This window comes from Domibacillus sp. PGB-M46, from assembly GCF_022668875.1.
In the GTDB taxonomy this organism is placed as follows: Bacteria; Bacillota; Bacilli; order Bacillales; family Domibacillaceae; genus Domibacillus.
Genome location: NZ_JAKGCR010000001.1, coordinates 287,751 through 312,553 on the forward strand (window position 1 = coordinate 287,751; position 24,803 = coordinate 312,553).

The 24,803-nt window shown below is 47.4% G+C and carries 23 protein-coding genes; 7 read left to right on the forward strand and 16 right to left on the reverse strand.

The features are described from left to right. Positions 1 to 37: 37 nt before the first annotated feature. The 5 genes from flgM to L2D08_RS01415 form a co-directional block, all read right to left on the reverse strand. Entirely contained in the window at positions 38 to 307 is a 270-nt protein-coding gene (flgM, locus tag L2D08_RS01395) for a flagellar biosynthesis anti-sigma factor FlgM (protein ID WP_242231919.1), read from the reverse strand. Between the two features lie 117 nt (positions 308 to 424). Then, on the reverse strand, positions 425 to 838 hold the full coding sequence (locus L2D08_RS01400; RefSeq protein ID WP_242231920.1) for a TIGR03826 family flagellar region protein: 414 nt from the start codon (positions 836 to 838) through the stop codon (positions 425 to 427). A 58-nt stretch (positions 839 to 896) separates the two neighbouring features. After that, entirely contained in the window at positions 897 to 1,559 is a 663-nt protein-coding gene (locus L2D08_RS01405; protein ID WP_242231921.1) for a ComFC family protein, read from the reverse strand. Further along, positions 1,556 to 2,584, reverse strand: coding sequence for an ATP-dependent helicase ComFA (locus L2D08_RS01410; RefSeq protein ID WP_242231922.1), 1,029 nt, complete (start codon positions 2,582 to 2,584; stop codon positions 1,556 to 1,558). Before L2D08_RS01410 ends, L2D08_RS01405 begins: the two co-directional genes overlap by 4 nt. Further along, positions 2,518 to 2,862, reverse strand: a complete 345-nt coding sequence (locus L2D08_RS01415) for a hypothetical protein (RefSeq protein ID WP_242231923.1) — start codon at positions 2,860 to 2,862, stop codon at positions 2,518 to 2,520. Before L2D08_RS01415 ends, L2D08_RS01410 begins: the two co-directional genes overlap by 67 nt. A gap of 147 nt (positions 2,863 to 3,009) precedes the next feature. Between L2D08_RS01415 and L2D08_RS01420 the strand changes: the two genes are divergently transcribed. After that, a complete protein-coding gene (locus L2D08_RS01420; protein ID WP_242231924.1) occupies positions 3,010 to 5,304 on the forward strand; it encodes an S-layer homology domain-containing protein in 2,295 nt (764 codons plus the stop codon). Positions 5,305 to 5,361: 57 nt separating this feature from the next. On the opposite strand, the gene L2D08_RS01425 is transcribed toward L2D08_RS01420, so the two are convergent. Next, entirely contained in the window at positions 5,362 to 6,216 is an 855-nt protein-coding gene (locus tag L2D08_RS01425) for a DegV family protein (RefSeq protein ID WP_242231925.1), read from the reverse strand. Positions 6,217 to 6,322: 106 nt separating this feature from the next. On the opposite strand from L2D08_RS01425, the gene L2D08_RS01430 reads away from it, so the two are divergent. Beyond that, the gene (locus tag L2D08_RS01430; protein ID WP_242231926.1) at positions 6,323 to 7,258 is read left to right on the forward strand and encodes a DMT family transporter; all 936 of its coding nucleotides are present in this window, start codon (positions 6,323 to 6,325) and stop codon (positions 7,256 to 7,258) included. A gap of 176 nt (positions 7,259 to 7,434) precedes the next feature. Here L2D08_RS01430 and L2D08_RS01435 read toward each other — a convergent pair whose 3' ends face one another. The 9 genes from L2D08_RS01435 to L2D08_RS01475 form a co-directional block, all read right to left on the reverse strand. Next, positions 7,435 to 8,694, reverse strand: coding sequence for a dihydrolipoamide acetyltransferase family protein (locus L2D08_RS01435; protein ID WP_242231927.1), 1,260 nt, complete (start codon positions 8,692 to 8,694; stop codon positions 7,435 to 7,437). Between the two features lie 13 nt (positions 8,695 to 8,707). Next, positions 8,708 to 9,736, reverse strand: coding sequence for an alpha-ketoacid dehydrogenase subunit beta (locus tag L2D08_RS01440; protein WP_242231928.1), 1,029 nt, complete (start codon positions 9,734 to 9,736; stop codon positions 8,708 to 8,710). Beyond that, positions 9,733 to 10,692, reverse strand: coding sequence for a thiamine pyrophosphate-dependent dehydrogenase E1 component subunit alpha (locus L2D08_RS01445; protein ID WP_242232046.1), 960 nt, complete (start codon positions 10,690 to 10,692; stop codon positions 9,733 to 9,735). Before L2D08_RS01445 ends, L2D08_RS01440 begins: the two co-directional genes overlap by 4 nt. 201 nt (positions 10,693 to 10,893) lie before the next feature. Further along, positions 10,894 to 12,717, reverse strand: coding sequence for a sigma-54-dependent Fis family transcriptional regulator (locus tag L2D08_RS01450; RefSeq protein ID WP_242231929.1), 1,824 nt, complete (start codon positions 12,715 to 12,717; stop codon positions 10,894 to 10,896). Positions 12,718 to 12,861: 144 nt separating this feature from the next. After that, a complete protein-coding gene (locus tag L2D08_RS01455; RefSeq protein ID WP_242231930.1) occupies positions 12,862 to 13,329 on the reverse strand; it encodes an S-ribosylhomocysteine lyase in 468 nt (155 codons plus the stop codon). Between the two features lie 29 nt (positions 13,330 to 13,358). After that, complete coding sequence (locus L2D08_RS01460) at positions 13,359 to 13,913, reverse strand: YybH family protein (RefSeq protein WP_242231931.1); 555 nt, start codon at positions 13,911 to 13,913, stop codon at positions 13,359 to 13,361. A gap of 127 nt (positions 13,914 to 14,040) precedes the next feature. Continuing rightward, complete coding sequence (locus tag L2D08_RS01465) at positions 14,041 to 14,226, reverse strand: hypothetical protein (protein WP_242231932.1); 186 nt, start codon at positions 14,224 to 14,226, stop codon at positions 14,041 to 14,043. A 142-nt stretch (positions 14,227 to 14,368) separates the two neighbouring features. Next, entirely contained in the window at positions 14,369 to 15,049 is a 681-nt protein-coding gene (locus L2D08_RS01470; RefSeq protein ID WP_242231933.1) for a response regulator, read from the reverse strand. Positions 15,050 to 15,062: 13 nt separating this feature from the next. Beyond that, entirely contained in the window at positions 15,063 to 16,229 is a 1,167-nt protein-coding gene (locus L2D08_RS01475) for a sensor histidine kinase (protein ID WP_242231934.1), read from the reverse strand. A 321-nt stretch (positions 16,230 to 16,550) separates the two neighbouring features. Between L2D08_RS01475 and L2D08_RS01480 the strand changes: the two genes are divergently transcribed. Both L2D08_RS01480 and L2D08_RS01485 read left to right on the forward strand, forming a co-directional pair. Next, complete coding sequence (locus tag L2D08_RS01480; RefSeq protein ID WP_242231935.1) at positions 16,551 to 17,189, forward strand: YigZ family protein; 639 nt, start codon at positions 16,551 to 16,553, stop codon at positions 17,187 to 17,189. 83 nt (positions 17,190 to 17,272) lie between these two features. Next, on the forward strand, positions 17,273 to 18,313 hold the full coding sequence (locus L2D08_RS01485; RefSeq protein WP_242231936.1) for an LCP family protein: 1,041 nt from the start codon (positions 17,273 to 17,275) through the stop codon (positions 18,311 to 18,313). 461 nt (positions 18,314 to 18,774) lie between these two features. Here the strand turns inward: L2D08_RS01485 and L2D08_RS01490 are convergent, their stop codons facing one another. Next, positions 18,775 to 19,842 (reverse strand): glycosyltransferase family 4 protein, encoded by a 1,068-nt coding sequence (locus L2D08_RS01490; RefSeq protein ID WP_242231937.1) that lies wholly within the window; start codon positions 19,840 to 19,842, stop codon positions 18,775 to 18,777. Positions 19,843 to 20,095: 253 nt separating this feature from the next. Here L2D08_RS01490 and secA2 point away from each other — a divergent pair, with 253 nt between their 5' ends. From secA2 to L2D08_RS01505, 3 genes are all read left to right on the forward strand, one after another. Continuing rightward, complete coding sequence (gene secA2, locus L2D08_RS01495; RefSeq protein ID WP_242231938.1) at positions 20,096 to 22,447, forward strand: accessory Sec system translocase SecA2; 2,352 nt, start codon at positions 20,096 to 20,098, stop codon at positions 22,445 to 22,447. 3 nt (positions 22,448 to 22,450) lie between these two features. Next, positions 22,451 to 23,350, forward strand: a complete 900-nt coding sequence (locus L2D08_RS01500) for an accessory Sec system S-layer assembly protein (protein WP_242231939.1) — start codon at positions 22,451 to 22,453, stop codon at positions 23,348 to 23,350. A gap of 385 nt (positions 23,351 to 23,735) precedes the next feature. Continuing rightward, a complete protein-coding gene (locus L2D08_RS01505; protein WP_242231940.1) occupies positions 23,736 to 24,779 on the forward strand; it encodes a hypothetical protein in 1,044 nt (347 codons plus the stop codon). The last annotated feature ends 24 nt before the right edge of the window (positions 24,780 to 24,803 follow it).

The window sequence follows — 24,803 nt, forward strand, 5'->3', positions numbered from 1 at the left end:
ACCGCCCAACAATAGTTTGTGGGCGATCCGGTGACAGTTACAGCTTTCCGTAAAAGTCGAGCATGGCTTTGGCGGTTGCATCTGCATCCGGCTTGTATGTGCCATCCGCGATCTTTTCCTTCAGAAGCGCGATTTTTTCGCGGCGTTCAGCTAATATTCTGGATGAATCTTGCATCTCTTTGGCGGCGCTTGAAATTTCAAGTTTATCGCCGGCTGCCGGGCTGGCTGCTTTTGCCGCATCTACTTTTTTTAGCTGCTTCTGATACGGATTGATTCCATTTACTCCAGGTGTATGGTTAATTTTCATCTCCGTATCCTCGCTTTCTTTTTGTTCTTGTGCTTATTATATCGTCAAAATGGCGGAAATGTTTAGTGAGGAATTTGGTGTAATTTTCGAATCAAAAAAACCCGCCAAAAGACGGGTTTAATGATTTCGTCTGCCCAAATAGGTTTTCTGGTGGTCCTCCTGGCGCTCACTCGCAAACTGCTGCTCGCGGTCATGCTGCTTTAGGTCAGATTCAATTTCCTCTATACATTTATTGCACAGCTTGCCGCGCTGAATAATCGCGCCGCAGCGGTCACACGGGTAGCCGAGGTTCGGAAACTGCGCTGCATGAAGGCGCCCCTTCTTTAGCCATTTATAAATCATTTCCTGTGTTGCACCGGTCACTTCGATAACGCGCTCTATCGTCGCGGCACGGTTTTCTCTTTTTCTTAAAAATGCATAAACAGCTTGATAAAGCTCTTCTTCTGATCGGGAACATGCTGGACATACATCACGAAAGGCATTTTTAGCATATAATGCACCGCAGCGCGGGCAGTCAACGATTTCGTTCATCCCATTCACCTCATGTTGTCATTCGTTTGCTTTATTTTCGGCGCGGGATCCCAAATTGTCAAGAGCCGCTGCGGGCAATCGCGATACTTTTTACCGATACGGCGCCCGCCTTTTGTAGTGCATCGGACACAAGGCGCATGGTTGCGCCGGTCGTGTAAATATCGTCAATGATAAGAATGGTTTTCCCTGCTGCATCTCCAATTGGATAAAACGTCTGCTCAGCGTTTATCCGCTCGGCACGTGTTTTTTTAGACTGCTTGTCGGATTCACGCCGCCCAAGAAGCGCGGTTTGCGGCAGCCCTGCCTGCTCAATAAGCGCCGCTGACTGGTTAAAGCGCCGCTCTGCAAGACGCGAAAGAGACAGCGGGACCGGACAGATGATGTCATACTCCAATCGACTGGCCATCCTCTTGATATCTTGTGCAAAAAGGTCCGCCAGTGCATAATCTCCCCGGTATTTAAAGCGGGCGATCAGCTCCTTCATGGCATCATTGTACTGATAGAAAGAATGGTTAGAATGAAAGATGCCCTCCTCCCATACAGCACAGTCCGGACAGACCCCAGCTTCTTTCATTTCCCGGCAGCAGATTTTACAAAAAGGCCCTGTTAATTTTTTGAGTGGCGCGGAACAATTTTCGCACAGCAGCGGAGCCTTTGCACCGAAAAAAGCAGCCCATGACTGAATCGCTGTTTCACTTTCACAAAGCAGGCACCGGCTCATACATCCAGCAGCCCCCTTTCCTCTCCAAGCTTGTTCATCCTGTTAATCTGGCTGATGGCCCGCACCATGGCGTTTGTTTTTCCATAATGAAAAAAGGTCACAATGCCGGTTGGGCAGTCGGCGCTTCGTCCGGCACGCCCGGCTATTTGTACAAGGGCGCTTTCCGTAAAAATCCGGTCTTCTGCACCGACTACTGCTACATCTACACCAGGGAATGTCACACCCCGCTCCAAAATCGTTGTGGTAAGCAAAACCGGTATTTCCCCTCTGCGCATCGCTTCGACTTTTTCTTTGCGGAGCGGATCCTCGGCATGCACACTTTGGATACGTGCATCTACTTCTTTTAATGTCAAAAGGGCTTTGTCCATCGTTTCAATATGAGGATAAAAAAGAAGTGCTTTTTCCTTTTCTTTCAGCCAATCCAAAACAGATGCAGGAACAATCGACTTTTTCCAGTTTCCACACCACTTCATCTCCGGTACAGGCAGCGGATGGCGGTGGTAACGGGCCGGAATCACGGTCGCTTCCCGCCTGCCGGAGTCGATGTCTTCCTGCCAGGATGGTTCGGGTGTAGCTGTTAAATAAATAAGAGAGGATTTCTGTTTGCGTGCTTTTTGAACGGCGAATTGAAGCGAAGCATCAAACGTGTACGGAAAAGCATCGACTTCATCAAGGATCATGACGTCAAACGCTTCAAAAAAGCGGAGCAGCTGGTGGGTCGTAGAGATCACAAGCGGACTATACGTATGGCGGTCTGGACTGCCTCCATACAGTACGGCAGGCGGCGTATCGGGAAACACGTTTTGAAGGCGCGGAGCCAGTTCCCGGACAACATCGGCTCTTGGTGCCGCCATGCAGACACGTTTTCCATTTTGAAGGGCTTGGGCGATACCTTCAAATAACACTTCTGTTTTCCCGGCACCGGCAACGGCCCAGACCGTGTGTTCAAGATCATTTTCTACTGCATGCCGAACATGCCGGGAAGCTTTCTTTTGGCCGGCTGACAGTGTGCCGGACCAGTGCATCTCTCCGGCTCGCTTCGGATGCGCCGGCTCGGGCCAATCCAGCGGTAAAGAGTTGTACAGGATGAGATTTTGCCCATTTGAATGCAGTTTCGGCAGTACGCGCAGTTGGTGCCGCACCGGGCACATGGATGGGATGAGAAGTTCGAGGTATTTCCGCAGCGGTGGCAAAGAAGCGGGCGGGACAAGCCGGGGCGGACAGCGAGAGAATGAACATCGGAGAGAATGGGAATTTCTTCATCTGTCAATTCACGGCCTGAAAAAAAGTGAGCATGTTTCATAAGTCACATCCTTTCAGCCCCAGTATACTTTATCTGGATAAATATTACAACCGTTATCAGAATGTCATGATAATTTAACATTGGGTCATTTTTCCGGTATGTTATACTTTTCTTTGTAACATTGAAACAAAAAAGAAAGGGGATTTTATGCGAAAAATTGGAGGAAGCCTGACAGCACTTTTACTCGTGATCCTATTCGCGGTTAACGTGTCAGCACAGAGCTTCAGCGATATTTCAAGCCACTGGGCAAAAAAAGAGATCGAGGATCTTGTGGCAGATGGTGTCATTGCGGGTTATGAGGATGGAACCTTTCGTCCTTATGCAAGTGTAACAAGAGGCCAGTTTTTGGCGTATCTTGCCCGGGCGCTTGATTTGCCTGCCGGCGATTCTGCTTTTGTGGATGTGGGTCCTGGCAGCACTCTTTACCCTGAAATTGCCGCCGCGAAAAAAGCCGGTATCATCCAGGGGACAACCGAAGGAAAAGCGCTCCCGAACGAGGCCATTACCCGCTCTGATGTAGCGGTTATGCTGGATCGTGCCATGCAGTATAAAGGCGATTACATGGAGCGTACACCGTTAACCTTCACAGATGCGAAAGAAATTGGCGCTTATGCGTATGCATCGGTTGAGCGAATGACGCATTACGGACTGATTTATGGAACGGCAGATAATACATTCCTGCCAAAGAAAATAGCAACACGCGGCGAATCAGCTGTATTTATTCACCGGATGATGACAAAGCTTGGACTTCTTGGCACCGTTAAAGAGCCGATTGAAGTGCCAAAACCGGCTGATAATCAGGAAGTAATCGTTCCGATCAGCGATTATCAATATGTAAAGGTTCGTATGAATTCACGCGGCGTGCCGCTTTCATATGACCGCCAGGAAACGGACAAGCATATTGAATCAACAGACTATCATTATTACTACCATATGGGTTATGCTTCTAAACCACTCGGATCTCTTCGTGTAACCCTTCGCAAGCTGACAAACGGCGATACATTCGTCTTCACGAAATTTACTCACAATGCGGACAATACATATTCCGCTACTGTTTCCCTGCCGTTTTCACAGTCTGATAACTATTCACTTGCTAAATACAGCGATCAGGGTACCGTTGTTCGTGAACACCATGACGTATTTGGCATTGATGAAACGAGCCACCCAATCGGCGTGCTTTCTGCTAAAAAAGGGTCGGCGGTCACAGGCGAAGTCATGATGGGCAAAAACTATGTAGCTGTTCCGAAAGAACAGAAATATACAGACGGCGCCGTTTCCCGCATTCGTGTGCTTGATCAAGAGTATTCAGGTTATGACGTTCAGCAGGCCGGCAATACCGTTACGGCAAATATGAACATAACGGTAAAAGGCAACGCCATTTCAGATTCATGGGCGCTTGTGTCGGACAAGTCCTTGTTCCAGAGCTCATCTACACGCGATGAATGGTTTAAACGCACAATTGCCGAGTATATCTCGATCAATAACTGGCTCACAGCAGACGGTGCCTATACAAAGCTGCCTTGGTCGATCGAACCGGGCTATCAAATGGGCTACGGACGCAGCATCAACCGGATGCAGGCTGGAATTTATTTGACGGCTTACCAGGAACATAACGACCGTTATTTATATGACCTTGTGTTGAATGGAGTCGCGGATCTGGATGTATTCTCCGGTGGTGAAGTAACGAAAGGAACCCAGCCGCTTTTCTACACAGAATATACAAGCACGTGGCTGAAAAAATCATATGGCACGACAGCACCATATGTGGATACGCGTTTAAATGAAAATGCCGCAATGTTTTTGAAAAACACAGGCGAAGCACTTGGCATTGAAGCGTTAAAAGATGACAACTTAACGTATGCGAACTTCCTTGTAAACCAAAAATCACTCGGCAATATCATTCCGGTAACCGCATCAAGCTATATGATTTCAGATTACTATAAACCTGGTTCCAAGCAGACACATTCATCACTGAACCACGCACTAGGCGGCATGCGTTTCTTGATCGTCGCTTATGAGCAGACCGGTGATGAAAAGTATTTGAGGCCGATGCGCGAATTCAAAGCCGGTATTGAGAATTTATATCCAAAATGGATTCGTACCGACAGCACCCGAAAAGGCGACTTCTGGTATCAGGTCAATCCTGATTTAACCTTTGCCGGCAATGACTACGAGCTTTTAACGCTTTTGGATCTTTTGTTAAACCAGGAAGCGTTGGAGCGAATCGATATGCCGCGCAGCGCTGTGTTTGATCAAATGATACGGTCAAAAACAACGTATCTTGTCGAAAACAACCGTCCATTTATCGATGAAGTGGTGAAGAAGCTGAATGAACAGGGCTTCGGCGACTTGATCAGCGGTACACGGGCGGCAAGCACAGAACGGATCGACAGAGAAGAAATGCAAATGATCACAGATGTGCTGAATTCCGTTCCAAAATAAAAAAAGCGTTCCAGCTTCGAGCTGGAGCGCTTTTTCTTTTTAGTTGATGACCACTTATCACTCGGACGTTCTTTTTTTCGTCCAGCCGAGCGCCAAGGCGCCTTCTCCTAAGTGTGTGGCAATGACCGGGCCGAAGCTTGAAATGCTGATTTCGGCTTTCGGAAACTGCTGCTTTAATTCCGCTGTCCATTTCCGGGCCTCTTCCTCCCGGTTCGCATGAATGACAGATGCCTGCAGCGTGTCTCCGCCCCCATAATCTTCTCCGAACAAATCACCAATGCGTTTGAGCGCTTTTTTGCTTGTTCGAATTTTTTCAAATGGCGCGAGCCGCTTGTCTTCCACATGGAGAATCGGTTTTACTTGAAGCAGGCCGCCAATCAGCGCCTGTGCCCCGCTTAAACGTCCTCCCCGCTTTAAATGGTTTAAATCATCTACCATAAAGTACGCTTTCGTCCATTTTTTCATTTCGGCCAGCTCAGCCAAAATGGCATCCGGCGCTTTTCCTTCTTTGACCAATTCTGCCGCCCGCAGCACGTAAAAAGCCTGTGGTGCACAGCTGATTTCCGAATCAAATGAATACACATCTAACTCCTCTACCATGTCTGCGGCGGTAATGGATGACTGATAGGTGCCGCTCAGTTCACTTGATAAGTAAATGCCAATAACTGCATCGTACTCCTTGGCAATTTGTTCATACAGCTCAACAAAGTGGCCGATGACCGGCTGAGAGGTGGTGGGCAGCCTGCCTCCTTCATTCACTTTTCCGTAAAACTCTTCCATTGTGATATCGAGCTCTTCACGATATACATCCTCACCAAAAATAACGCTGAGCGGAATCATAAAAATATTAAGCTCCTCGCGCAGCGCTTTTGGAAGATAAGCGGTGCTGTCGGTCAAAATGGCCGTCTTCATCTGCTTATACCTGCCTTTTTCATTTTTTCATATCCCTTACATTTTAGCCCAATAGAGGTTGTTTTGCACCCCTTTTCCGGTAAGATAAAGAGGAGGAGGGATGATCATGAAATCTGCATGGCTTGTTTTGACGGGTGCCACACTATGGGGCACGATTGGTTTGTTTGTGCAAGGACTTTATACATACGGTTTCTCGCCTATCGATGTGGTGGCGCTGCGTGTACTCGGTTCCGCTTTGGTACTCTTTCTTTTTCTGCTCCTTTTTAAGCGTAACCTGCTTCATATTCAGCTGCGCGATTTATTTTTTTTCGCGGGCTGCGGCATTGTCAGCATTGTCTTTTTTAATTTATGCTTTTTTACTGTAATGGAACGATCCTCCAACTCCCTGGCTGTTGTGCTTTTGTATACCGGGCCGGTTTTTGTTGTGCTGCTGTCGCGCCTTTTTTTCAAAGAGCCGATGACGGGCGGCAAAGCGGTTGCGCTTTTGTTAACCGTGCTCGGCTGTATGCTTGCGGTAGGGCTTGTGCCGTCCGGCGACGCGGGCATGTCTCCCGGCACCATCTTCATTGGGCTTTTATCCGGCTTTTTTTATGCTTTGTATTCGATTTTCGGCAAATTTGTCGCCCATCGCTATCATTCTGTTACCATCACGGCTTACGCGATGCTGACGGCCTCCCTCTGCGTCGTACCGATGTCGGGGCTTGCGGCAAATCAAGCGCAATTGCTGGAGCCGGCGGTTCTTTGGAATACGTTTGGCCTGGCCGTGTTATCAACGGTTTTTGCTTACAGCTTCTACACCGCGGGTCTTTCTCAAATGGAATCCGGCCGTGCAGCTATTTTAGCAGTGGCCGAACCCGTGGTAGCCATTTGGATCGGCATTCTTCTTTTTGGAGACAAGCTGACGATATGGCAGGCTGGCGGCATTCTTTGTATTTTAGCAGCTGTCCTGTTCACGATTGAGCGGCGCCCGGCAGGAAAAGCAAAGTCCCAACGTCTGTTTTTCAACCCAGAAAATCGGAATAAGGACCGAAAAACACTGTAATTCTCTTTTTTCGAGCTGTTCATCCTGAAAGTCTAACTGCACAAAAAGGGTGTCTCATAAGCCGATTTTTCGTCTTAGAGACACCCTTTCTGCATTCTAACTTATCCATTCACCAGGCTTCTTGCTGGAAAGTATCGATGGGATTGTTTGATTCGATTGATGTATCCCGCTTCGGATTATTCCGCCAGCATGCGATACGGCTGTTCGAGCATTCCTTTTAGCGTCTGCAGGAAAGCGGCTGCCGGGGAGCCGTCAATCGCACGGTGGTCGAATGTCAGGCTGAGCGGCTGAATGTGCCGCTTTTGCAGTTCATCTCCCATAAATACTGCTTCCGGCATCGCTCGGCCGAGGCCTAGAATACCGATCTCTGGCGGGTTCAAAACAGGTGTAAAAAACTCCACCTCGTAGTTTCCAAGATTGGTAATTGTAAACGTTGAGCCTTTTAACGTTTCCGCCTGGATACGGCCGCCTCTAACGTCGTCCGCGTTGGAGCGGATCCGGCTGGATAAGTCTCTCAGCGACAGGCGGCACGCGTCATTGATTACCGGCACCATCAAGCCGCCATCCAGTGCTACTGCGATTCCGAGATGGACGCGGTCGTGCAGGGCAAGCTGGCCATTCTCAAGGGTCGCGTTCATTTCCGGATGCTTTTTCAGCGAAGCGATAACCGCTTTCGCAACAAAGTCAGTCAGCGTAAGCTTCACGCCGCTTTCTGCCAGCGACTCATTCATCTGCTGGCGAATCGTCATTAAATCCGTTACATCTGCCCTCATCGTAATGGTCAGCTGCGCGGTTGTCTGCAGGCTGTCAAACATGCGCTCCGCGATCACCTTGCGCATACCGGCAAGCGGTTTGCCTGATGCAGAAGAGCGGGAAGACATCGGCTCTACGTCTGCTTCCGGCGCCGGCTGAACGGTTGCGGCGGCCGGCTGTGTATTGTGGTTTAAGTGGCGTTCCACATCAGACCGGGTAATCCGCCCATTCGGCCCCGTTCCCGGAATGCCGGTTACATCCAGATCATGTTCCCTGGCAAGCTTGCGGGCAGCCGGTGAAATACGGGTTCTGCCGCCATTTCTTTGCACTTTTGCGGCGGCCGGCTCAGGTGTCTGTTCAATCGAAGCCGGTATTTCTTCCGGCATATCCGGCGCTTCCTGATGAAGCTCGGCTTGAGATGCGTTTACCGCTTTCGTTTCTTCTCCTGCTGCACCGACAAACCCGATCGCTTCGCCGACTTTTACCACTTCATCCGGAGACGCCTCGATTTTCAGCAAAACCCCGTCTGCCGGCGCTTCTATATCTTTCTCAATTTTATCTGAGCTGATCACGGCGACTGAATCCCCTTTTTTTACTTCATCACCCTCCTGCTTCAGCCATTCAACGATCGTTCCTTCTTCCATCCCCATACCGAGCTTCGGCATAATCAACTTTACAGCCATCGCTAATCCCCCTTTATATCACCAATTCGCTGCCGGTCATTTCCTGAACGGCTTTGATGATTTTATCTGGTGTTGGCAAATAAATGTCTTCCAAAGATGGAGCGAATGGAACCGGTGTATGCGGCGCAGTGACCATTTTGATCGGCGCATCCAGATAGTCAAATCCTTTGTCAGCCACAAGAGCAGCGATGTCGGTTGCCGCACTGCAGCGCGGATTGGCTTCATCGACGACAATAAGCCGCCCTGTTTTTTCAACCGACGATAAAATCGTATCCTCATCAAGCGGTGACAGAGTGCGCGGGTCGATAATTTCGGCTTCTACTCCATTCTTAGACAGCTCCGCCGCTGCTTTGATGGCGGTGTGCACCATTTTGCCGATCGCTACAATGGTCACGTCTTCCCCTTTTCGCTTAATATCGGCTTTTCCAAAGGGAATGCGGTATGACCCTTCCGGCACTTCCCCTTTCATCGTGTACAGCGTTTTGTCTTCAAAAAAGACGACCAAATCATCATCAAAAATAGATTCGAGAAGAAGCCCTTTCGCATCATACGGAGTGGATGGAATGACGACTTTAAGGCCCGGAATATGCGTAAAAAAAGAATACAAGCTTTGAGAATGCTGGGCTGCGGCACGGAAGCCTGCACCATGCATCGTCCGAATGGTGAGCGGCACTTTCGCTTTTCCGCCAAACATGTAGCGCAGCTTAGCCCCCTGGTTCATCACTTCATCCAGACAGCTACCGATAAAGTCATTAAACATCAGCTCGGCGATCGGGCGCATTCCGGTAGCAGCTGCGGTCACCGCTGCACCGATGTAGCCCGCTTCCGCTATCGGTGTATCAATAACCCGCTCCCGGCCAAATTCCTGTACAAGCCCTTTTGTAACCCCCATTACGCCGCCCCAGGCTTCTTCATCCTGCAGGTGGTCTACCGCTGCTCCGCCCGCTACATCTTCACCGAGCAGAATCACATCTTGATCTTCTCTCATCGAAAGAGCCATTGCTTCGTTTACGGCCTGTGAAAAAGTGATTTGACGCGTCATCGTGCAGCACCCCCATCTGTTTTATACGATACATACACATCTTCCATCAGCTGCTCTGGAAGCGGATATGGGCTCCTTTCCGCAAACTCGACGGCACGATCCACGGCTCTCCGCACATCGTCATCCATTTGGTCAAGCTCCGCTTCAGTCATAATCCCCTGCTCAGTTAAGTATGTGTAAAACTTTTTAATGGCATCGAGGTCATCCAGATGCTTGACTTTCTCTTCGCCTTTATATGTCTGGGCATCCCCTTCAAAATGGCCGTAGTTCCGATATGTGATACATTCGATTAATGTCGGTCCTTCGCCATTCCGGGCCCGCTCTACTGCCCGCTGCGCAGCTTCCCGCACCGCCATCACATCTTTTCCGTCTACCGTTTCGCCTGGAATGCCATAGCCGATGGCCCGGTCAGCAATCGACTTACAGCTGGAAGCGTAGTGGAAAGGCGTCGCTTCCGCAAATCCATTGTTTTCCGCGACAAAAATAACCGGTAAGTTCCAGATCGCTGCCATGTTAATGCCTTCATGGAACGTTCCGTGGTTATTGGCGCCATCCCCGAAAAAGCAAACCGCCACGCCGCCTGTTTTTTTCAATTTATGCGTCAAGCCGGCCCCGACAGCCAGCGGAAATCCCCCGCCCACAATTCCATTCGCCCCGAGCATTCCTTTTTCCACGTCAGCAATATGCATCGAGCCGCCTTTGCCTTTGCAGAGCCCGGTCGCTCTTCCGTAAATCTCTGCCATCATGCCCTCTAAATCACAGCCTTTGGCAATACAGTGGCCGTGGCCGCGATGGGTGCTTGTAATGTAATCCTTATCGTCGAGATGAGAGCAAAGGCCGACTGCAATCGCTTCTTCCCCTGCATACAAATGAACAAAGCCAGGCAGAATCCCCGTTCCGAAAATATCGTGAACCCGGTCTTCAAAGTGGCGTATTTCAAGCATTTTTTCGAACATCCATGTGGCTTCTTCTTTCGAAATAGTCGGCTGGTTTGTTTGCGTTTGTGACACTGGTACCCTCTCCCTTTCATTGATAAATGAAATAGAAAACGCTTTCTATATCTTTAATGCAAACATCGTGCCAATTCGAAAGGGCACCCGAATAAAGGAATATCCCAACCCAAAACATCATTTTTCCCGCCGCTGTCCCACCATGTCTCAATTCATCTCATATTGTTTCAGCTTCCGGTAAAAAGTGCTGCGGGGCATTCCAAGCTGTTTTGCTGCAGTAGGAGCATGGCCTTTTGCTTCTTTCAATACCCGCATAAATTCTTCCCGTTCGATTTCCTGGCGGCTTGTCCATTGTTTCTCATCCTCTGTCTCAAATGAGATCATGCAGTCCGCCGGCGATAAATCCGCTGGCACATCATCGCCATACAAAATACGAATACGATCCAAAATATTAAACAGCTCGCGGAAGTTTCCCGGGAATGAGTGCTGCTTCAGAACATGCAGGAGAGATGCCGGAACCATTCCTTTCCAATGTGTCCGTTTCTGGTAGTCCTGGATAAAACGTTCAAGATCGCAAAGCCGGTGGCGAAGCGGCGGCAGACTCAATGGAAACACATAAATCCGGTAAAAAAGATCCTCTCGCAGCTGTCCTTTCTTTACAAGGTCAATTAAGTTCCGGTGGGTAGCAGTAATAATCCGAATATTAACGGGGACGGGCTTGGAGGCACCAACCGGCATCACCTCCTGCTCCTGCAAAACACGCAGCAATGAAATCTGCATTTGCTCTGAAATATCACCAATCTCATCTAGAAACAGCGTGCCTCCGTCCGCATCGCGGATTTTCCCCCGGCGGCCGCTTCTGCTTGCGCCTGTAAAAGAGCCTCCTTCATAGCCGAATAACTCGCTTTCCATCAACGAAGGCGGGATGGCACCGCAGTTTACGGCAATAAACGGACCATTTTGGCGGCTGCTGTTTTCGTGAATAGCCCGCGCCAAAATTTCTTTTCCTGTGCCGGTTTCACCGTGAATGTGCACGGCTGCGTCTGTTTTAGCAACGCGTTCTGCCTGCCAAAGCACATGCTGGAATGGTTCTGCTGTACCAATGACCCCACTGTAATGAAAGGTATTGATCCAGCCGGGCGCAGCCGGTGCTTTTTTTGCAGCTGAAAACTGAACGAGGCGGCCAATTTGGTAGGAGCGCGGTTCATCGAATACATCCCGCATAACATCCTGTACCCAGGCCCTGTCCGGCAGATCCTCAAGCGGAAACGGCAAGGTCATTTGACACTTCTCTTTCATCGTGTCGTTCATCCATATAACCAAACCGGATGCAGAAACCGCCGCAATCGGAGCGGGGTGCTGGCGATAAAAAGAGGCCGTCATAATAAGCGACTGTTCGTCCATTTTCTCCATCGCTGCCCACTGCTGCTCGACCGCAAAAGAAGCGGCACATACAGCCGCCAGCATATGTTCATGACGGGAATCCTCCACAGGGCTTGTGATGTCCAATACACCTAAAAGCGTACCGTCCGGCGTGTGGATGGGAGCCGCTGAGCAGGAAAAGTGCTGGGAGGCGACCGAGTAATGCTCTGTGCCGACCACTGTAATGGCTTCTCCTGTTCTGAGAGCGGTTCCAACTGCATTCGTGCCAACGACGTCTTCTGTCCATCTGGAGCCTTCAATAAAATTGATTTTAGAGGCCTGCTTTAAAGCCGGGTCCGGACCGCGCGCTGCTAAAATGTAGCCGTCCTTATCAATAAGCAGGATGATCGTGTTTGCCTGGCGGATTGAAGTGATCATTTTATCCATAATGGGAGCTGCAATCGAAGCAAGCCGGTCATTTTTCTCCAGCCGCGTGCGAAGCTGATCCGGTGTTAAAATGTCGCTTCCTTTGCCGTCGTATGGATTGACCCCGCTCCTCTGGCATAAATACCAGGACTCTTCGATCCGTTTTTGCAGACGTGCCGTATCGAGCACTCCTTCTCTCACGAAGCGCTGCCATACATTCCGATTCACCGTTTCATTGGTCATTGAAAAACCTCCCCGTTTTGAAAATGAAACATGCCTGCCCTCCGCCTAAAAGCCTTTCCTTCCGATTTTTCGTACGCTCACTCATTGCAAAACAAAAAAAGCGGATAAAAGGCGATTCCTTTTATCCGCTTGTCAGCCCACGGCTTACCCGGCAAATACTTCTGTCCATTCTTGACGTTTAGCAAGCATATTGCGCGCGACTTCTTTTGCACCTTCCAGGCTGTGGCTTGCTGCCCAGCCGCACTGCACTTCGTTGCAGGCAGGCACCTCTGTCGCTTCCAGCACGTCTTGTAATGTTTTTTCAAGGATGTTTAAAATGTCATCGTAATCTTCGTGATTGATCACAGCGATGTAGTAGCCTGTCTGGCATCCCATTGGGCTGATGTCAACAATTTTATCCGAATGGTTACGGCTGAATTCCGCCATCATGTGCTCCAATGAATGAAGAGCTGGCATTTCCATATGCTCCTTGTTCGGCTGGCAGAAACGAATATCGTATTTTAAAATTTTGTCCCCGTTTTGGCCTTCTTTTACGCCGGCAAGGCGGACATAAGGCGCTTTTACTTTTGTATGGTCTAAATTAAAGCTTTCTACGTTCATTTCTTTTGTCATGTTTAAAAACCTCTTTTCTTTTTACTATATCATTCCATCGCAAAAAGGGAAACTTGCTTCCAGCTTCCCTCTTCTTTTTGAAATACCATCATCTGCCGGGTGGTCTGGCTGACTTCTTTGCCTGTTTTGATATCCTTCGACGTCGATTTCATATTCATGAAAACGTTGGCGGTTTGAGCCGTTTGATCGTACTGGATAATCGTTATATTTGCCGGCTCCATCACAGCATCAAATGTTTGAAATACTTTTTGTACATACGCTTTTTCTTCATCATAGTCAAATGACTTCGGATTTTTGGAAATAGCCGCCATATAGCCATCAAGATCTTTGTTATTGAATGACTGGATTTGCTGGTTCAGCGCAGCCAGAATAGCCGCCCTTTCCTCGGGGGGAATATTACTTGCTTCTTCAATAGGCGCCCGCACTGTGTCACTTTCTTTTGTTTCGGCTGTTCCGTGTGTTTCCTGCCCGGTGCGGCTTGATTCACCGTCCTCTGCTGAGTAAGCGGCCCGGTCGTTTTTCTCTCCGCATCCTGTGAGCAGTACACCGGTTAAAAAAAGAGCAGCTGTCCATTTATGGTTCACCGTCCGTGCACATCCTTCCAAGGCCTGTCCAAAAGAAATGCGGCATCGCACCTCCCGCCTTTGATCCTTATTTCTTTTTTATTGTAAAAGAAAAAAGGGCCGCGCTCAACCAGCGCAGGCCGTTTTTTCAATAATAACGTCTGAAGGGCGGACGGCCGTAGAAAATCGGCGTCAATAAGCTTCCTGTTAAGCCGCCGAAAAATCCACCTAAAAATGGATTCTGGTAGCCGCCATAGTAATAAGGAGGCTGATAATACGGCGGGTATGGCGGATACGGATAATAATAAGGCGGGCGTACATTGAACGGACTCATCTTCATCGCTCCTTTCGCTTGTAGTGTATGCAGCAAAAGAAAGGGTGGTGAGTGCCCGGTTATCGTGGTGAATAGGTGCCGCCTCTCGTTTATCCGCCGTTCTTCTAAAAAAAAAGCCCCATCAAGGGACTTTTTTAGTTTTTTAGCGAACTTCCACCCAGCCTTTTTTGATGGCTGTTACAACCGCTTGTGTGCGGTCATTTACATTCATTTTTTGCAAGATGTTGCTCACATGGTTTTTAACTGTTTTCTCGCTGATATATAGAGCTTCCCCGATACCACGGTTGCTTTTTCCGTCAGCCAGCAGCTGAAGTACTTCGCACTCGCGGCGTGTCAGCAGGTGAAGCGGACGGACAACCTCTGTTTGTTGGAACCCTTTTCCTTTTCCGTCATCTGTTGAAAGACGGCGGTAATCCGCAATCAGGTTGTGCGTCACACGCGGGTGAAGATATGATCCGCCATCTGCCACCACTTTAACTGCTTCTACGAGCTCTTCTGCATCCATTTCCTTCAGCAGGTAACCGAGTGCGCCGGACTGAAGGGCATGGGTTACATAGTTTTCATCATCGTGAATCGACAAAATAATGACTTTTGTGTCCGGGTGTTTATCTACGAGCTTGCGTGTTGCTTCCACTCCATTCACTTCCGGCATGTTAATATCCATGATGACAACATCCGGGTTGTACTCTTCAACGAGCGAAAGTGCTTCCGTTCCGTCATCTCCCTCTGCAAGCACTTCAAACGACTCTTCAAAATCAAGAATACGTTTTACCCCTTCACGGAATAATTGATGGTCGTCAATAATAACAATTTTCGTTGTCATCGTCTTTCCTCCTCTAAGTCAATGGCTGCTCAATGATTGGAACGCTGATTAAAACGACTGTTCCTTCAGCTGGTTTCGACCGAATCGTAATGTCTCCATCCAGCAGGTCAATTCGCTCCTTCATTCCCATTATGCCAAAAGAGCCTGATTTTTTCTTGTTCACGTCAAACCCTTTGCCGTTGTCTTTCACAACAGCTAATACTTGCTCTTTTTTTATTTCCAGTTTTACTTGAATCTCAGTTGCATTTGCATGTTTTAATGCATTTTGGACAGACTCCTGAATCAGCCGGAACAGCGCTACTTCCATATTGGACGGAAGCCGTTTTTCAAGACCGATGTTGGAAAACGTGATGTCCGGCGCAGCGTTTTGAGAACGGATGTATTCGCTGACAGTAGCTAAATACTTTTTAAGCGTTGGAATCAAGCCAAGGTCATCGAGCGCCATCGGACGCAGATCGTAAATAATCCGGCGCACTTCATACAGCGCGGAGCGGACCATTTTTTTCAGATCGCGAATTTCCTTGAAGGCCGCTTCCACGCCCCGTTCGCGGTACAGCTTCTCGATTAAATCGGAACGCATTAATACGTTCGCCATCATCTGAGCCGGCCCGTCATGAATCTCGCGGGATAAACGCTTTCGTTCTTCTTCCTGTGCTTCCATCACCTGCAGGCCAAAAGCCTGCTTGGACTGGGCATCTTCAAGCGCCCGGCCGAACGCCTTCATATCCTGGGTTAAATAGTTCAGGACAACAGCGGTTTGTGAAATAAGCTGTTCCGCCCGCTCGATCGTTGTATGTACGGATAAAAGCCGGCGGTCCAGTTCATTGCGGCGGTCTATGAGCTGCTTTTCGTTTTGCCGCAAAACGAGCAGCTTCACTTGTAAATCATGAGCCTGTTCATAGGCCTTGCGCACAACTTCCTCTGAATGTACAGAAAAGTCGCGGCTTACTTCTGAAAGCCGCTTTCGTGCCATTTTCACTTTTCGTTCCAGTGCTTCCTGTTCTACAATGGAGGAATGAATTTGGCTTTTGATCTGCTGGAGCTCTTTCAATAGGGCTTCATAATCAACCCTGCTTTGTTCAGCAATTGAAAAAATTTGGCCTTTGCTTTGATCAACGGTTTCCACCATTTTATCCAAAATTGTATCAAGAAGTTTGGTATCCGAGTTTCGCATTAACATAAGCGGTTTCCTTCCAAATGAAATGAATGGGACCTGTCCAAAAGATACAGCACCTATTTCACACAGCTATATCTTTTGATGGTGGAAATAATGCATAGTTTACCTTAAATCACTCAAAAAAGACCCGGTGAAAATCTCACACGGAAAGGACATTCTCATTATATCATTACAGGAGGAAACGAACATTAAAGTTTATTTACGATTCGTTTAAAAGTATTTCGAAGCATGTCTCTTTTCATCCGGACTTTTTTCCTTTACGATAAACTATCAATACCGAATACCCTTATTTCTCATTTTTAAACCTAATAAGGAGGAATTTTTTTGTTATCTTACTACAAAACGGTGAAAACAGCCGGCACTCATGAAATTGTCATTCAAAAATCGCGTTTTATCGCACATACCGCGAGAGTAGAATCTGCTGAGGAAGCGATCGCGTTTATTGACCAAATTAAAAAACAGCACTGGAATGCAACGCATAACTGCTCTGCTTATATGATTGGCGAGCACGACCACATTCAAAAAGCAAACGATGATGGCGAACCGTCCGGCACTGCCGGCCTGCCTATTTTGGAAGTCATAAAAAAAAGAGAACTGAAAGATACAGCGATCGTAGTGACACGCTACTTTGGCGGCATTAAACTCGGAGCGGGAGGCCTGATCCGCGCATACGGCAAAGCCGCATCTGAAGGCTTGAATGCAGCCGGCATTGTCGAACGCCGTCTTATGAAGGTTATGACAGCCTCGATTGATTATACATGGCTTGGCAAAATTGAAAACGAACTGCGTGCCTCCAGTTATGAATTAAAAGAAATCCGTTATGCGGAAGGCGTAGAGGTGGACGTGTTTGTGGAAGAAGGGCAAGCCGGCGCTTTTTGCGGATGGATAACGGAACTGACAAACGGGCAGGCTGTTTTCAAAGAAGGCGACGTTTTATACATGGAAAAAGAAGTCGAATTTTAAAAAAATTTGAATGAACTTATCCTTTCATAGTAAAATAGTAGATGGTTTAAAATTTGATATTACATCTAAAAGGAGATAAATACATGAGTTCACCCAATCAACGCATGGGTCGGCGCCGAAAGAAAACGCAAAAACGCCGTATTTTATTTTTTACGCTTTTTCTTCCGGTGCTGCTCGTTGTTTTTACTGGTGCAGGCTACGGCGCTTTTCTTTATAAGAAAGCCGAAACGATTGTATCAGATTCTTATATGACGGACGGACGCGAAAAATCGGCCCTGCGTGATGCGGACGTTCATCCGCTTGAGGATAATATTTCAATTTTGTTTATGGGAATTGATGACAATAACAAACGGAAATATGGGGACAATACCCGGACAGATGCACTTGTCTTGGCTACGTTAAATGTAAAAGACAAAACGATTAAAATGCTTAGTATTCCACGTGACACGTATGCATACATCCCCGAAGAAGATGATTACAATAAAATTAACCATGCACACGTTGTCGGCGGCCCGACGGCTACGATCGAAGCGGTTGAGGAACTGCTTGATGTACCAGTCGACTACTACGTGCGCTTAAACTTCTACGCTTTCGTTGACGTCGTCAACGCATTAGACGGCATTAAATTTAATGTACCGTACGACATTAGAGAAAAAGATTCAAGCGACGTCCACTATACGTACGTTAAAGAAGGACTTCAAACATTAAACGGAGAAGAAGCATTAGCGGTGGCCCGGACACGTCATGCCGACAGCGATATTGAGCGCGGCAAACGCCAGCAGCAGATCCTTCAGGCCATTGCGAAAAAAGCGACTTCCTTTAACTCCATTACGAAATATGATGAATTACTAGAAGCAGTTGGTTCCAACATGCGGACAAACCTGACGTTCAGTGAAATGAAATCGCTCATTACGTACGCAGAAACTGACCAAGGCTTAAATTATGAGTCCCTTGCGCTTAAAGGAGCAGACGACTTCCTGCCTTCAGGTGCTTATATTTACCGGGCGGATGAAACAGAACTTGAAGTGGTCAAAGGCAAATTACAGCGCCATCTTGATATCGAGCCATCCGATGATTCAGATGAAGACAGCGAATCCGAAGAGGAATCATACAGCACAGAATAAAAGAAAACCCGCTATCCTAATTGATAGCGGGTTTTCATTGTATAGACAAAGTCTTTCGCTTTTAAAAAAGAGCCGATAAGTGGTGTTAAAGATCCATAAGCAAGGAATGAATAGACATTTTCTCTTTTTCAACAGAAAGTTACGACCTTATTCGCTTTATACCATCTTGTCGCAAGCCACTTGGCGGCGGGAGGGCAGCACAGACTCCTATAGGACAAACGGGCAGCTCAGACCGGTGGAGCCGCCGGGCGAAGTCGGGCTCAGCGCCTGCCCCATGGAAAGCGGAGCTGCCTGGACGCCGCTGGTCCATCCCATTCATGTGCACAGTCATTCATATCATTTATCTACAGTCTGAAACCCGCTATCCTAAGACAGCGGATTTTTTGAACTGCGACAGCTCTCTGTTGTTTTGCTTTGTTCACGTAAAAACCGCTGTCTTTATAGACAGCGGTTTTTACTGATTACATATTCTTTTTTGTTCCGCCTCTGACAAAGTTCAAAAGCGGCTTATAGTCGTTGCCGATAAGCCCGATGCTTTCAACGAAAATTTCAATGGCAATGGTAATCACAGCCATCATAATAATGGCACCCCATAGCGTGGCCATTGAGAAAATAATCGCTGCAAGGCCGAACATCATCGCGATCATATAAATGATCAAAACGGTTTGTTTATGTGTATAGCCTGTCCGAAGCAGGCAGTGATGAAGATGCGATTTATCTGGTGCAGAAATAGGCTGCTTGTTCAGCTTCCGGCGGATAATCGCAAAAATCGTATCCGAAATCGGCACACCCAGAATGATAATCGGAATAATCAAGGAAACAACGGTGATATTTTTAAAGCCAAGCAGGGATACGACGGAAATAATAAAGCCGAGAAACAGCGCGCCCGTATCTCCCATAAAGATTTTTGCAGGATGGAAATTATACTTTAAAAAGCCGATTGTGCTGGCCGCCACAATAAGCGCGATGCTCATAACGTACACATCGCCTTTTAAAAAGGCCATAAAACTGATGGTAAACAAAGCAATCGTTGAAACACCGGCTGCCAGTCCGTCCAGACCATCAATTAAATTAATGGCATTTGTAATCGCCACAATCCAGATAATCGTCAATGGAATACTTAAAAAACTGTTGAATTCAATGGTCCCGCCAAACGGCAGGTTAAAGAAATCAAGGCGGACATCTCCATAGACAACGACCACAAGAGCAGCTGCAATTTGTCCGGCAAGCTTCACTTTTGCGGAAAGCTCAAAGCGGTCATCAAACACGCCCGTCAGGATGATAATAAAACTTCCAATGATAATAGCGGGGTTCATCAGCGGCAGATCGTACGGTGCGTCCGGACGCAAAACAAGCATGCCAATCAAGAAGCTGATAAAGATGGCCAGCCCGCCCATACGCGGCATAATACGCTGATGCACTTTCCGGTAGTTTGGTTTGTCAACAGCTCCAATGGCGATAGCGAATTTTTTCACAAATGGTGTAATGGCTAGAGAAGCCAGTACACAGATAATAAAAGCAACAACCATAAGATCCTCCCTCTGTTGGCCAGAAGCATAGTGTATATGATGAACGTCATTATTTTTATTTGCCCTCAATTTCAACATTATAAGCCCAAACCATCATTATATCCACCATAAACATGAAAAAGACCTGATATTTTCTTTCATGCTGTCTTCTGTTAAGATAAGGATGGGCAGCTGCATGCACGGCATCCAGCTATCATGCCTTTGTAAACCGCATGAGACGGGCCCATGGACGTATTCTGGGGAGTGAAATAAATTGGTTTCATTGTTTCGAAAAAAAGATGCTGCCGATCGGCAGTTAAAAACATACCGAAAACTTGTAACAGCTATCAATGCGCAGGAAGCAGCCGTTGAGGGCTTAACAGACGAAGAGCTGCGCGGCAAAACAGCAGAATTTAAAGAGCGTCTTGCCGGCGGTGCTTCCATTGAAGACATTAAAACAGAGGCGTTTGCCGTTGTACGCGAAGCGGCCAAACGTGTTCTTGGCATGCGCCATTACGATGTTCAGCTCATTGGCGGCCTGATTTTATCCGATGCCAACATTGCGGAAATGGCAACCGGCGAAGGAAAAACGCTCGTCGCTTCCCTGCCAAGCTACCTGCGCGCCCTTGAGAGCAAGGGCGTTCACGTGATTACCGTAAATGAATATTTGGCGAAACGCGACCGTGACAAAATCGGACCGCTTCATGAATTTCTCGGCCTGAGCGTTGGCTTAAATGTGCCCCTTATGGACCCTAAAGAAAAGCAGGAAGCTTACAATGCGGACATTACATACGGAGTCGGAACAGAATTTGGATTTGATTACCTGCGTGACAACATGGTCTGGCACCCTTCTCAGCGTGTTCAGCGTCCGTACCATTTCGCTATTATTGACGAAGTGGACAGCGTTTTAATCGACGAAGCCAAAACACCGCTTATTATTGCCGGCAAAATGCCGCCTGCCGCTGACCTTCATTACATCGGTTCACGTGTAGCCAAGCGTTTTGTCCGGGATGAGGACTATCATTTAGATGATGAAACAAAAGCGGTCAGCTTAACTGACGGCGGGATTGAAAAAGTCGAAAAAGCGTTTGGCATTAATAATTTATACGAACTGGAACACCAAACACTTTATCACTATATGATTCAGGCGGTCCGGGCGCACGTGATGTTTGAAAAAGACGTGGACTATATCGTAAAAGATGGAAAAATTCTCCTCGTCGATATGTTTACCGGCCGGACGATGGAAGGCAGAACGCTGTCAGACGGCCTTCACCAGGCGATTGAAGCAAAAGAAGGCCTGGAAATAACGGATGAAAACAAAACACAGGCTTCCATTACAATTCAAAACTACTTCCGTATGTATCCATTCTTATCGGGCATGACCGGTACGGCAAAAACAGAAGAAAAAGAACTGCTCGATGTTTATAACATGCAGGTCATCCCGGTTCCAACCAACCGGCCGGTGCAGCGTGTGGACATGCCTGACCGCATTTACCGGACAATAGAGGAAAAATACGCCGCTGTCACAGCAGAAACGGCTGAGCGACATGCAAGCGGACAGCCTGTATTAGTCGGAACCACTTCTATTTTGCAGTCCGAAAAAATCGCCCGGCACTTTGAAGATGCCGGCTTGTCTTTTGAGCTGTTAAACGCAAAAAGTGTAGAGCAGGAAGTGGAGCTTATTTCCCGTTCCGGCCAGCGCGGCCACATTACCATTGCGACAAACATGGCCGGACGCGGCACCGATATTCTGCTTGGGGAAGGCGTACCGGAACTCGGCGGTCTTCACGTGATCGGCACTGAGCGACATGAAAGCCGCCGCATCGACAACCAGCTCAAAGGCCGGGCCGGGCGCCAGGGTGACCCTGGGTCAAGTGAATTTATCATTTCACTGGAAGACGCGATGTTCCGCCGTTTTGCAAAGGATGATTTAGCAAAGCTTGAGAAAAAGATACAGACAAACGGCGAGGGTCTTGTTACAAATAAAAAAATACACGAATTTGTGGACCGCGTTCAGCGGATTGTCGAAGGCTCTAATTATTCGATTCGCGAGTATAACTTAAAACTCGATGATGTTATTAATGAGCAGCGCGGTGTTATTTTCGGACTGCGCAACGCCATTATTGATGACGAGTCTCAAAAGGATCGTCTTGCAGATATGATTAAGCGTTCGGTCCAGGAAGAAATCGACCACTATTGCCACGAGGAAGCAGAACCCGAAGAATGGGCGCTCGACATTCTTTCCGGTCATCTTCAAGCGATGTTTGGCGGACGCGAGATTCCCCTTCCGGAAGAAGTCTCTAGCAAAAAAGAAGTGGAGCGTACAGTTGAACCTGTTTTATCTGGCTATCTCGCCTGGGTAAACAGTGAATATGATCCTTCCTGGGATGAAGGCATTAAACGGATCATGACAGCCGATCTGGATGCCGCTTGGGTTCACCACCTGGAACAAATGACCCGCTTAAAAGAAGGCATTGGCCTGCGCCATTACCAGCAGGAAGATCCGATGCGCATTTATGCACGTGAAGGACTACAGCTTTTCCAAACGTCTTACCGCGACCTGCTTCGTTCTATTTCTGCCAAAACGGCCGCTTTAATGACGGAATTAACGAAAAAGGAGAATTAACCGATGTTTTCTTTCTTTAAACGAAAAGGGAAAAATGACGATACACTAAAAAATGATGGACGTGAAGCTTCTGTTTCTGCCGCCGATGTCACTGGCGGAGAAACAGAAGCCGGCACTGAGGAAGTAACAACAGACTTGTCGCTTCATCCGTCCCAGACGGTTACTCAAGAGCAAATGTATGTACTGCGTTTTTTAAATAACGAACTGCCGCCGCTTAAACGAAACCAGCTGTCTCTTTCCGGCATTGAGTGGAGCGAACAGCCGAATGGCATTGCGGTTTCCGCTTTTGTCCGCAATACCGTTGAGCGGGAGATTACACTCGGCGAGGTCCCTCTTCTTTTGCTGAATGAAAAAAATGAACTCAAAGCGCGGGATACGTTTAATTTAAAAGATCTCGGCTCACTGCCGGCTGACTCAAGCCGTCCGTGGACGTTTCTTTTTCCTGCTGCGTCTCTTGACCCACGGGTTGAGCTGGGCAAGGAAAACTGGTCGGTTGCGTTTGATTTAACATCGCGCAAGCATAAGCTTGATCTTGATGAAAAATGGGACAAGACCCTGCCCGAAGAGCAAAAAGAAAATCTGAAGCGTATTGTGGAGAAGCTCGGAAATCCCGCTAAAAATGAACTTAATTTTACGGGATTAAGCGCCGCTACACTCGATAATGGAGATTTAACGATTTCTCTGCTGATCCGAAATGGGTATGAACGCAATGTAAATATCGAAAAACTGCCGCTGCAGCTTTTTGATGCAGCCGGCGACCTTGTTGCCCATGGCCAATTCAACGTCGGTGATTTTGAAGTAAAAGCGAATACAACAAAGCCGTGGTCATTTGTTTTTCCGGCCTCACTTGTCCAAAAAGAAAATGCCGATTTCTCCAAATGGAGTGTTCGGGTAAGCAAATAAAAAAAGTGCGCTTATCGTCAGCTGGACTGATGATAAGCGCACTTTTTTAGTGAGGTGCAATAAAATAAGCACCTGCCATACCGGACAGATGCTCACAGCTTGTACCAACCACGTTCTAGCAAAACGAGTTATTTACATACAAAACGGAAACTATAAGTCCATTCTATCATATCTTTTTGCACTTACAACTGTTATTTTCATAATTGAAGCGGCCTCACGGCTTATTGTCGAAAAATGAGAGCTGTAGTATGATTAAGGCTGTCGTTAACCGTTATGTTAACGCAATCATCCATTTTAATAGATAAACAGAAATTTTCTTTCCTTAGACTCTGCCTGCAAGGAAGTAGTATGCAAGTTTTTATTTTAACGTTAAGGTGTGATATACGTGAAGCAGTCCAGACGATTTCTGGCAATCTTTTTTTCTCTTTTCTTTTTGGCGATTGTGCCGCTTGCTGCCCTGAACTATCTGATTGACCCTCTTTGGACATTCAGCCCGAAGCATGCCTGGAATGACCGCCAGGATGTGATTAATGAACGGCAGCAAAAAACAAATCGGATTTACTTTCAGCCCTTTTCCTATGATACGATCCTGCTCGGTTCCAGCCGGTCTACTTACATCGATCAGCACGAGTTTAAAAGCATGAAGGTATACAATTATTCCGTCAGTAATATGTCGATTCGCGAGTACGACACTTTCCTGGCTTTCGCGGAAAAACATAGTGAACAGCCGATCCAGCGCGTAATTTTAGGACTCGATTTCTTTAAATCGTCTGTGCAGGAAAGCAGCCAGCCCTATTCACTGACCAACTATGAAAAACAGTTTGAAGATCCGCTGTACCGGTTTAAAAATTTACTGTCGCTTGATACGCTGAAGTATTCACTGAAAGACGCCCGTATGTCTATCACAAATGAGGTATCGCTTGAACGTGTATATAATCGGGAAAATGTAGCGGACGCCAAAGAAATTTCCCAAAAAGAGCGTGAAGAACAAACAGCACAAAAAATCAATCGCTTTAAACAAGAATTCTATGGAAGCCACTATGTGTATAACCCGAGATACAAGGAATATTTAACGATATTCAACAAACGCCACCCGAATGTAGAAAAAATCATTTATACGACGCCGATTTCAATGGAGCTGTTTGATGCACTTGTTGAAACGGGCCATCTTAAAGACTATGAACAATGGCTGCGTGACCTGGTAGATGTGTACGGTGGTGTTTATAACTTTATGTATCCGAATGAAGTGACCAACGATTTAAACAACTATTTTGATGGCCACCACTTCTATCCGGAAACCGGCACAAAAATCGCCAAACGGATCGATGCGGGTCCCGATGCTGAAAGCTCATTTGGTGTTTATGTAACAAAAGAAAATATCGACCAGCATCTGCAGGATGTGCGAAACGCTCTTTCAAAACGAAAATAAAACGGTCCCTATATGGGACCGCTT

Excerpts from the sequence above, each read along its gene's own strand:
- flgM (WP_242231919.1), bottom strand. The coding sequence starts at position 307 with ATGAAAATTAACCATACACCTGGAGTAAATGGAATCAATCCGTATCAG.
- L2D08_RS01400 (WP_242231920.1), bottom strand. The coding sequence starts at position 838 with ATGAACGAAATCGTTGACTGCCCGCGCTGCGGTGCATTATATGCTAAA.
- L2D08_RS01405 (WP_242231921.1), bottom strand. The coding sequence starts at position 1,559 with ATGAGCCGGTGCCTGCTTTGTGAAAGTGAAACAGCGATTCAGTCATGG.
- L2D08_RS01410 (WP_242231922.1), bottom strand. The coding sequence starts at position 2,584 with ATGCACTGGTCCGGCACACTGTCAGCCGGCCAAAAGAAAGCTTCCCGG.
- L2D08_RS01415 (WP_242231923.1), bottom strand. The coding sequence starts at position 2,862 with ATGAAACATGCTCACTTTTTTTCAGGCCGTGAATTGACAGATGAAGAA.
- L2D08_RS01420 (WP_242231924.1), top strand. The coding sequence starts at position 3,010 with ATGCGAAAAATTGGAGGAAGCCTGACAGCACTTTTACTCGTGATCCTA.
- L2D08_RS01425 (WP_242231925.1), bottom strand. The coding sequence starts at position 6,216 with ATGAAGACGGCCATTTTGACCGACAGCACCGCTTATCTTCCAAAAGCG.
- L2D08_RS01430 (WP_242231926.1), top strand. The coding sequence starts at position 6,323 with ATGAAATCTGCATGGCTTGTTTTGACGGGTGCCACACTATGGGGCACG.
- L2D08_RS01435 (WP_242231927.1), bottom strand. The coding sequence starts at position 8,694 with ATGGCTGTAAAGTTGATTATGCCGAAGCTCGGTATGGGGATGGAAGAA.
- L2D08_RS01440 (WP_242231928.1), bottom strand. The coding sequence starts at position 9,736 with ATGACGCGTCAAATCACTTTTTCACAGGCCGTAAACGAAGCAATGGCT.
- L2D08_RS01445 (WP_242232046.1), bottom strand. The coding sequence starts at position 10,692 with ATGTTCGAAAAAATGCTTGAAATACGCCACTTTGAAGACCGGGTTCAC.
- L2D08_RS01450 (WP_242231929.1), bottom strand. The coding sequence starts at position 12,717 with ATGACCAATGAAACGGTGAATCGGAATGTATGGCAGCGCTTCGTGAGA.
- L2D08_RS01455 (WP_242231930.1), bottom strand. The coding sequence starts at position 13,329 with ATGACAAAAGAAATGAACGTAGAAAGCTTTAATTTAGACCATACAAAA.
- L2D08_RS01465 (WP_242231932.1), bottom strand. The coding sequence starts at position 14,226 with ATGAGTCCGTTCAATGTACGCCCGCCTTATTATTATCCGTATCCGCCA.
- L2D08_RS01470 (WP_242231933.1), bottom strand. The coding sequence starts at position 15,049 with ATGACAACGAAAATTGTTATTATTGACGACCATCAATTATTCCGTGAA.
- L2D08_RS01475 (WP_242231934.1), bottom strand. The coding sequence starts at position 16,229 with ATGTTAATGCGAAACTCGGATACCAAACTTCTTGATACAATTTTGGAT.
- L2D08_RS01485 (WP_242231936.1), top strand. The coding sequence starts at position 17,273 with ATGAGTTCACCCAATCAACGCATGGGTCGGCGCCGAAAGAAAACGCAA.
- L2D08_RS01490 (WP_242231937.1), bottom strand. The coding sequence starts at position 19,842 with ATGGTTGTTGCTTTTATTATCTGTGTACTGGCTTCTCTAGCCATTACA.
- L2D08_RS01500 (WP_242231939.1), top strand. The coding sequence starts at position 22,451 with ATGTTTTCTTTCTTTAAACGAAAAGGGAAAAATGACGATACACTAAAA.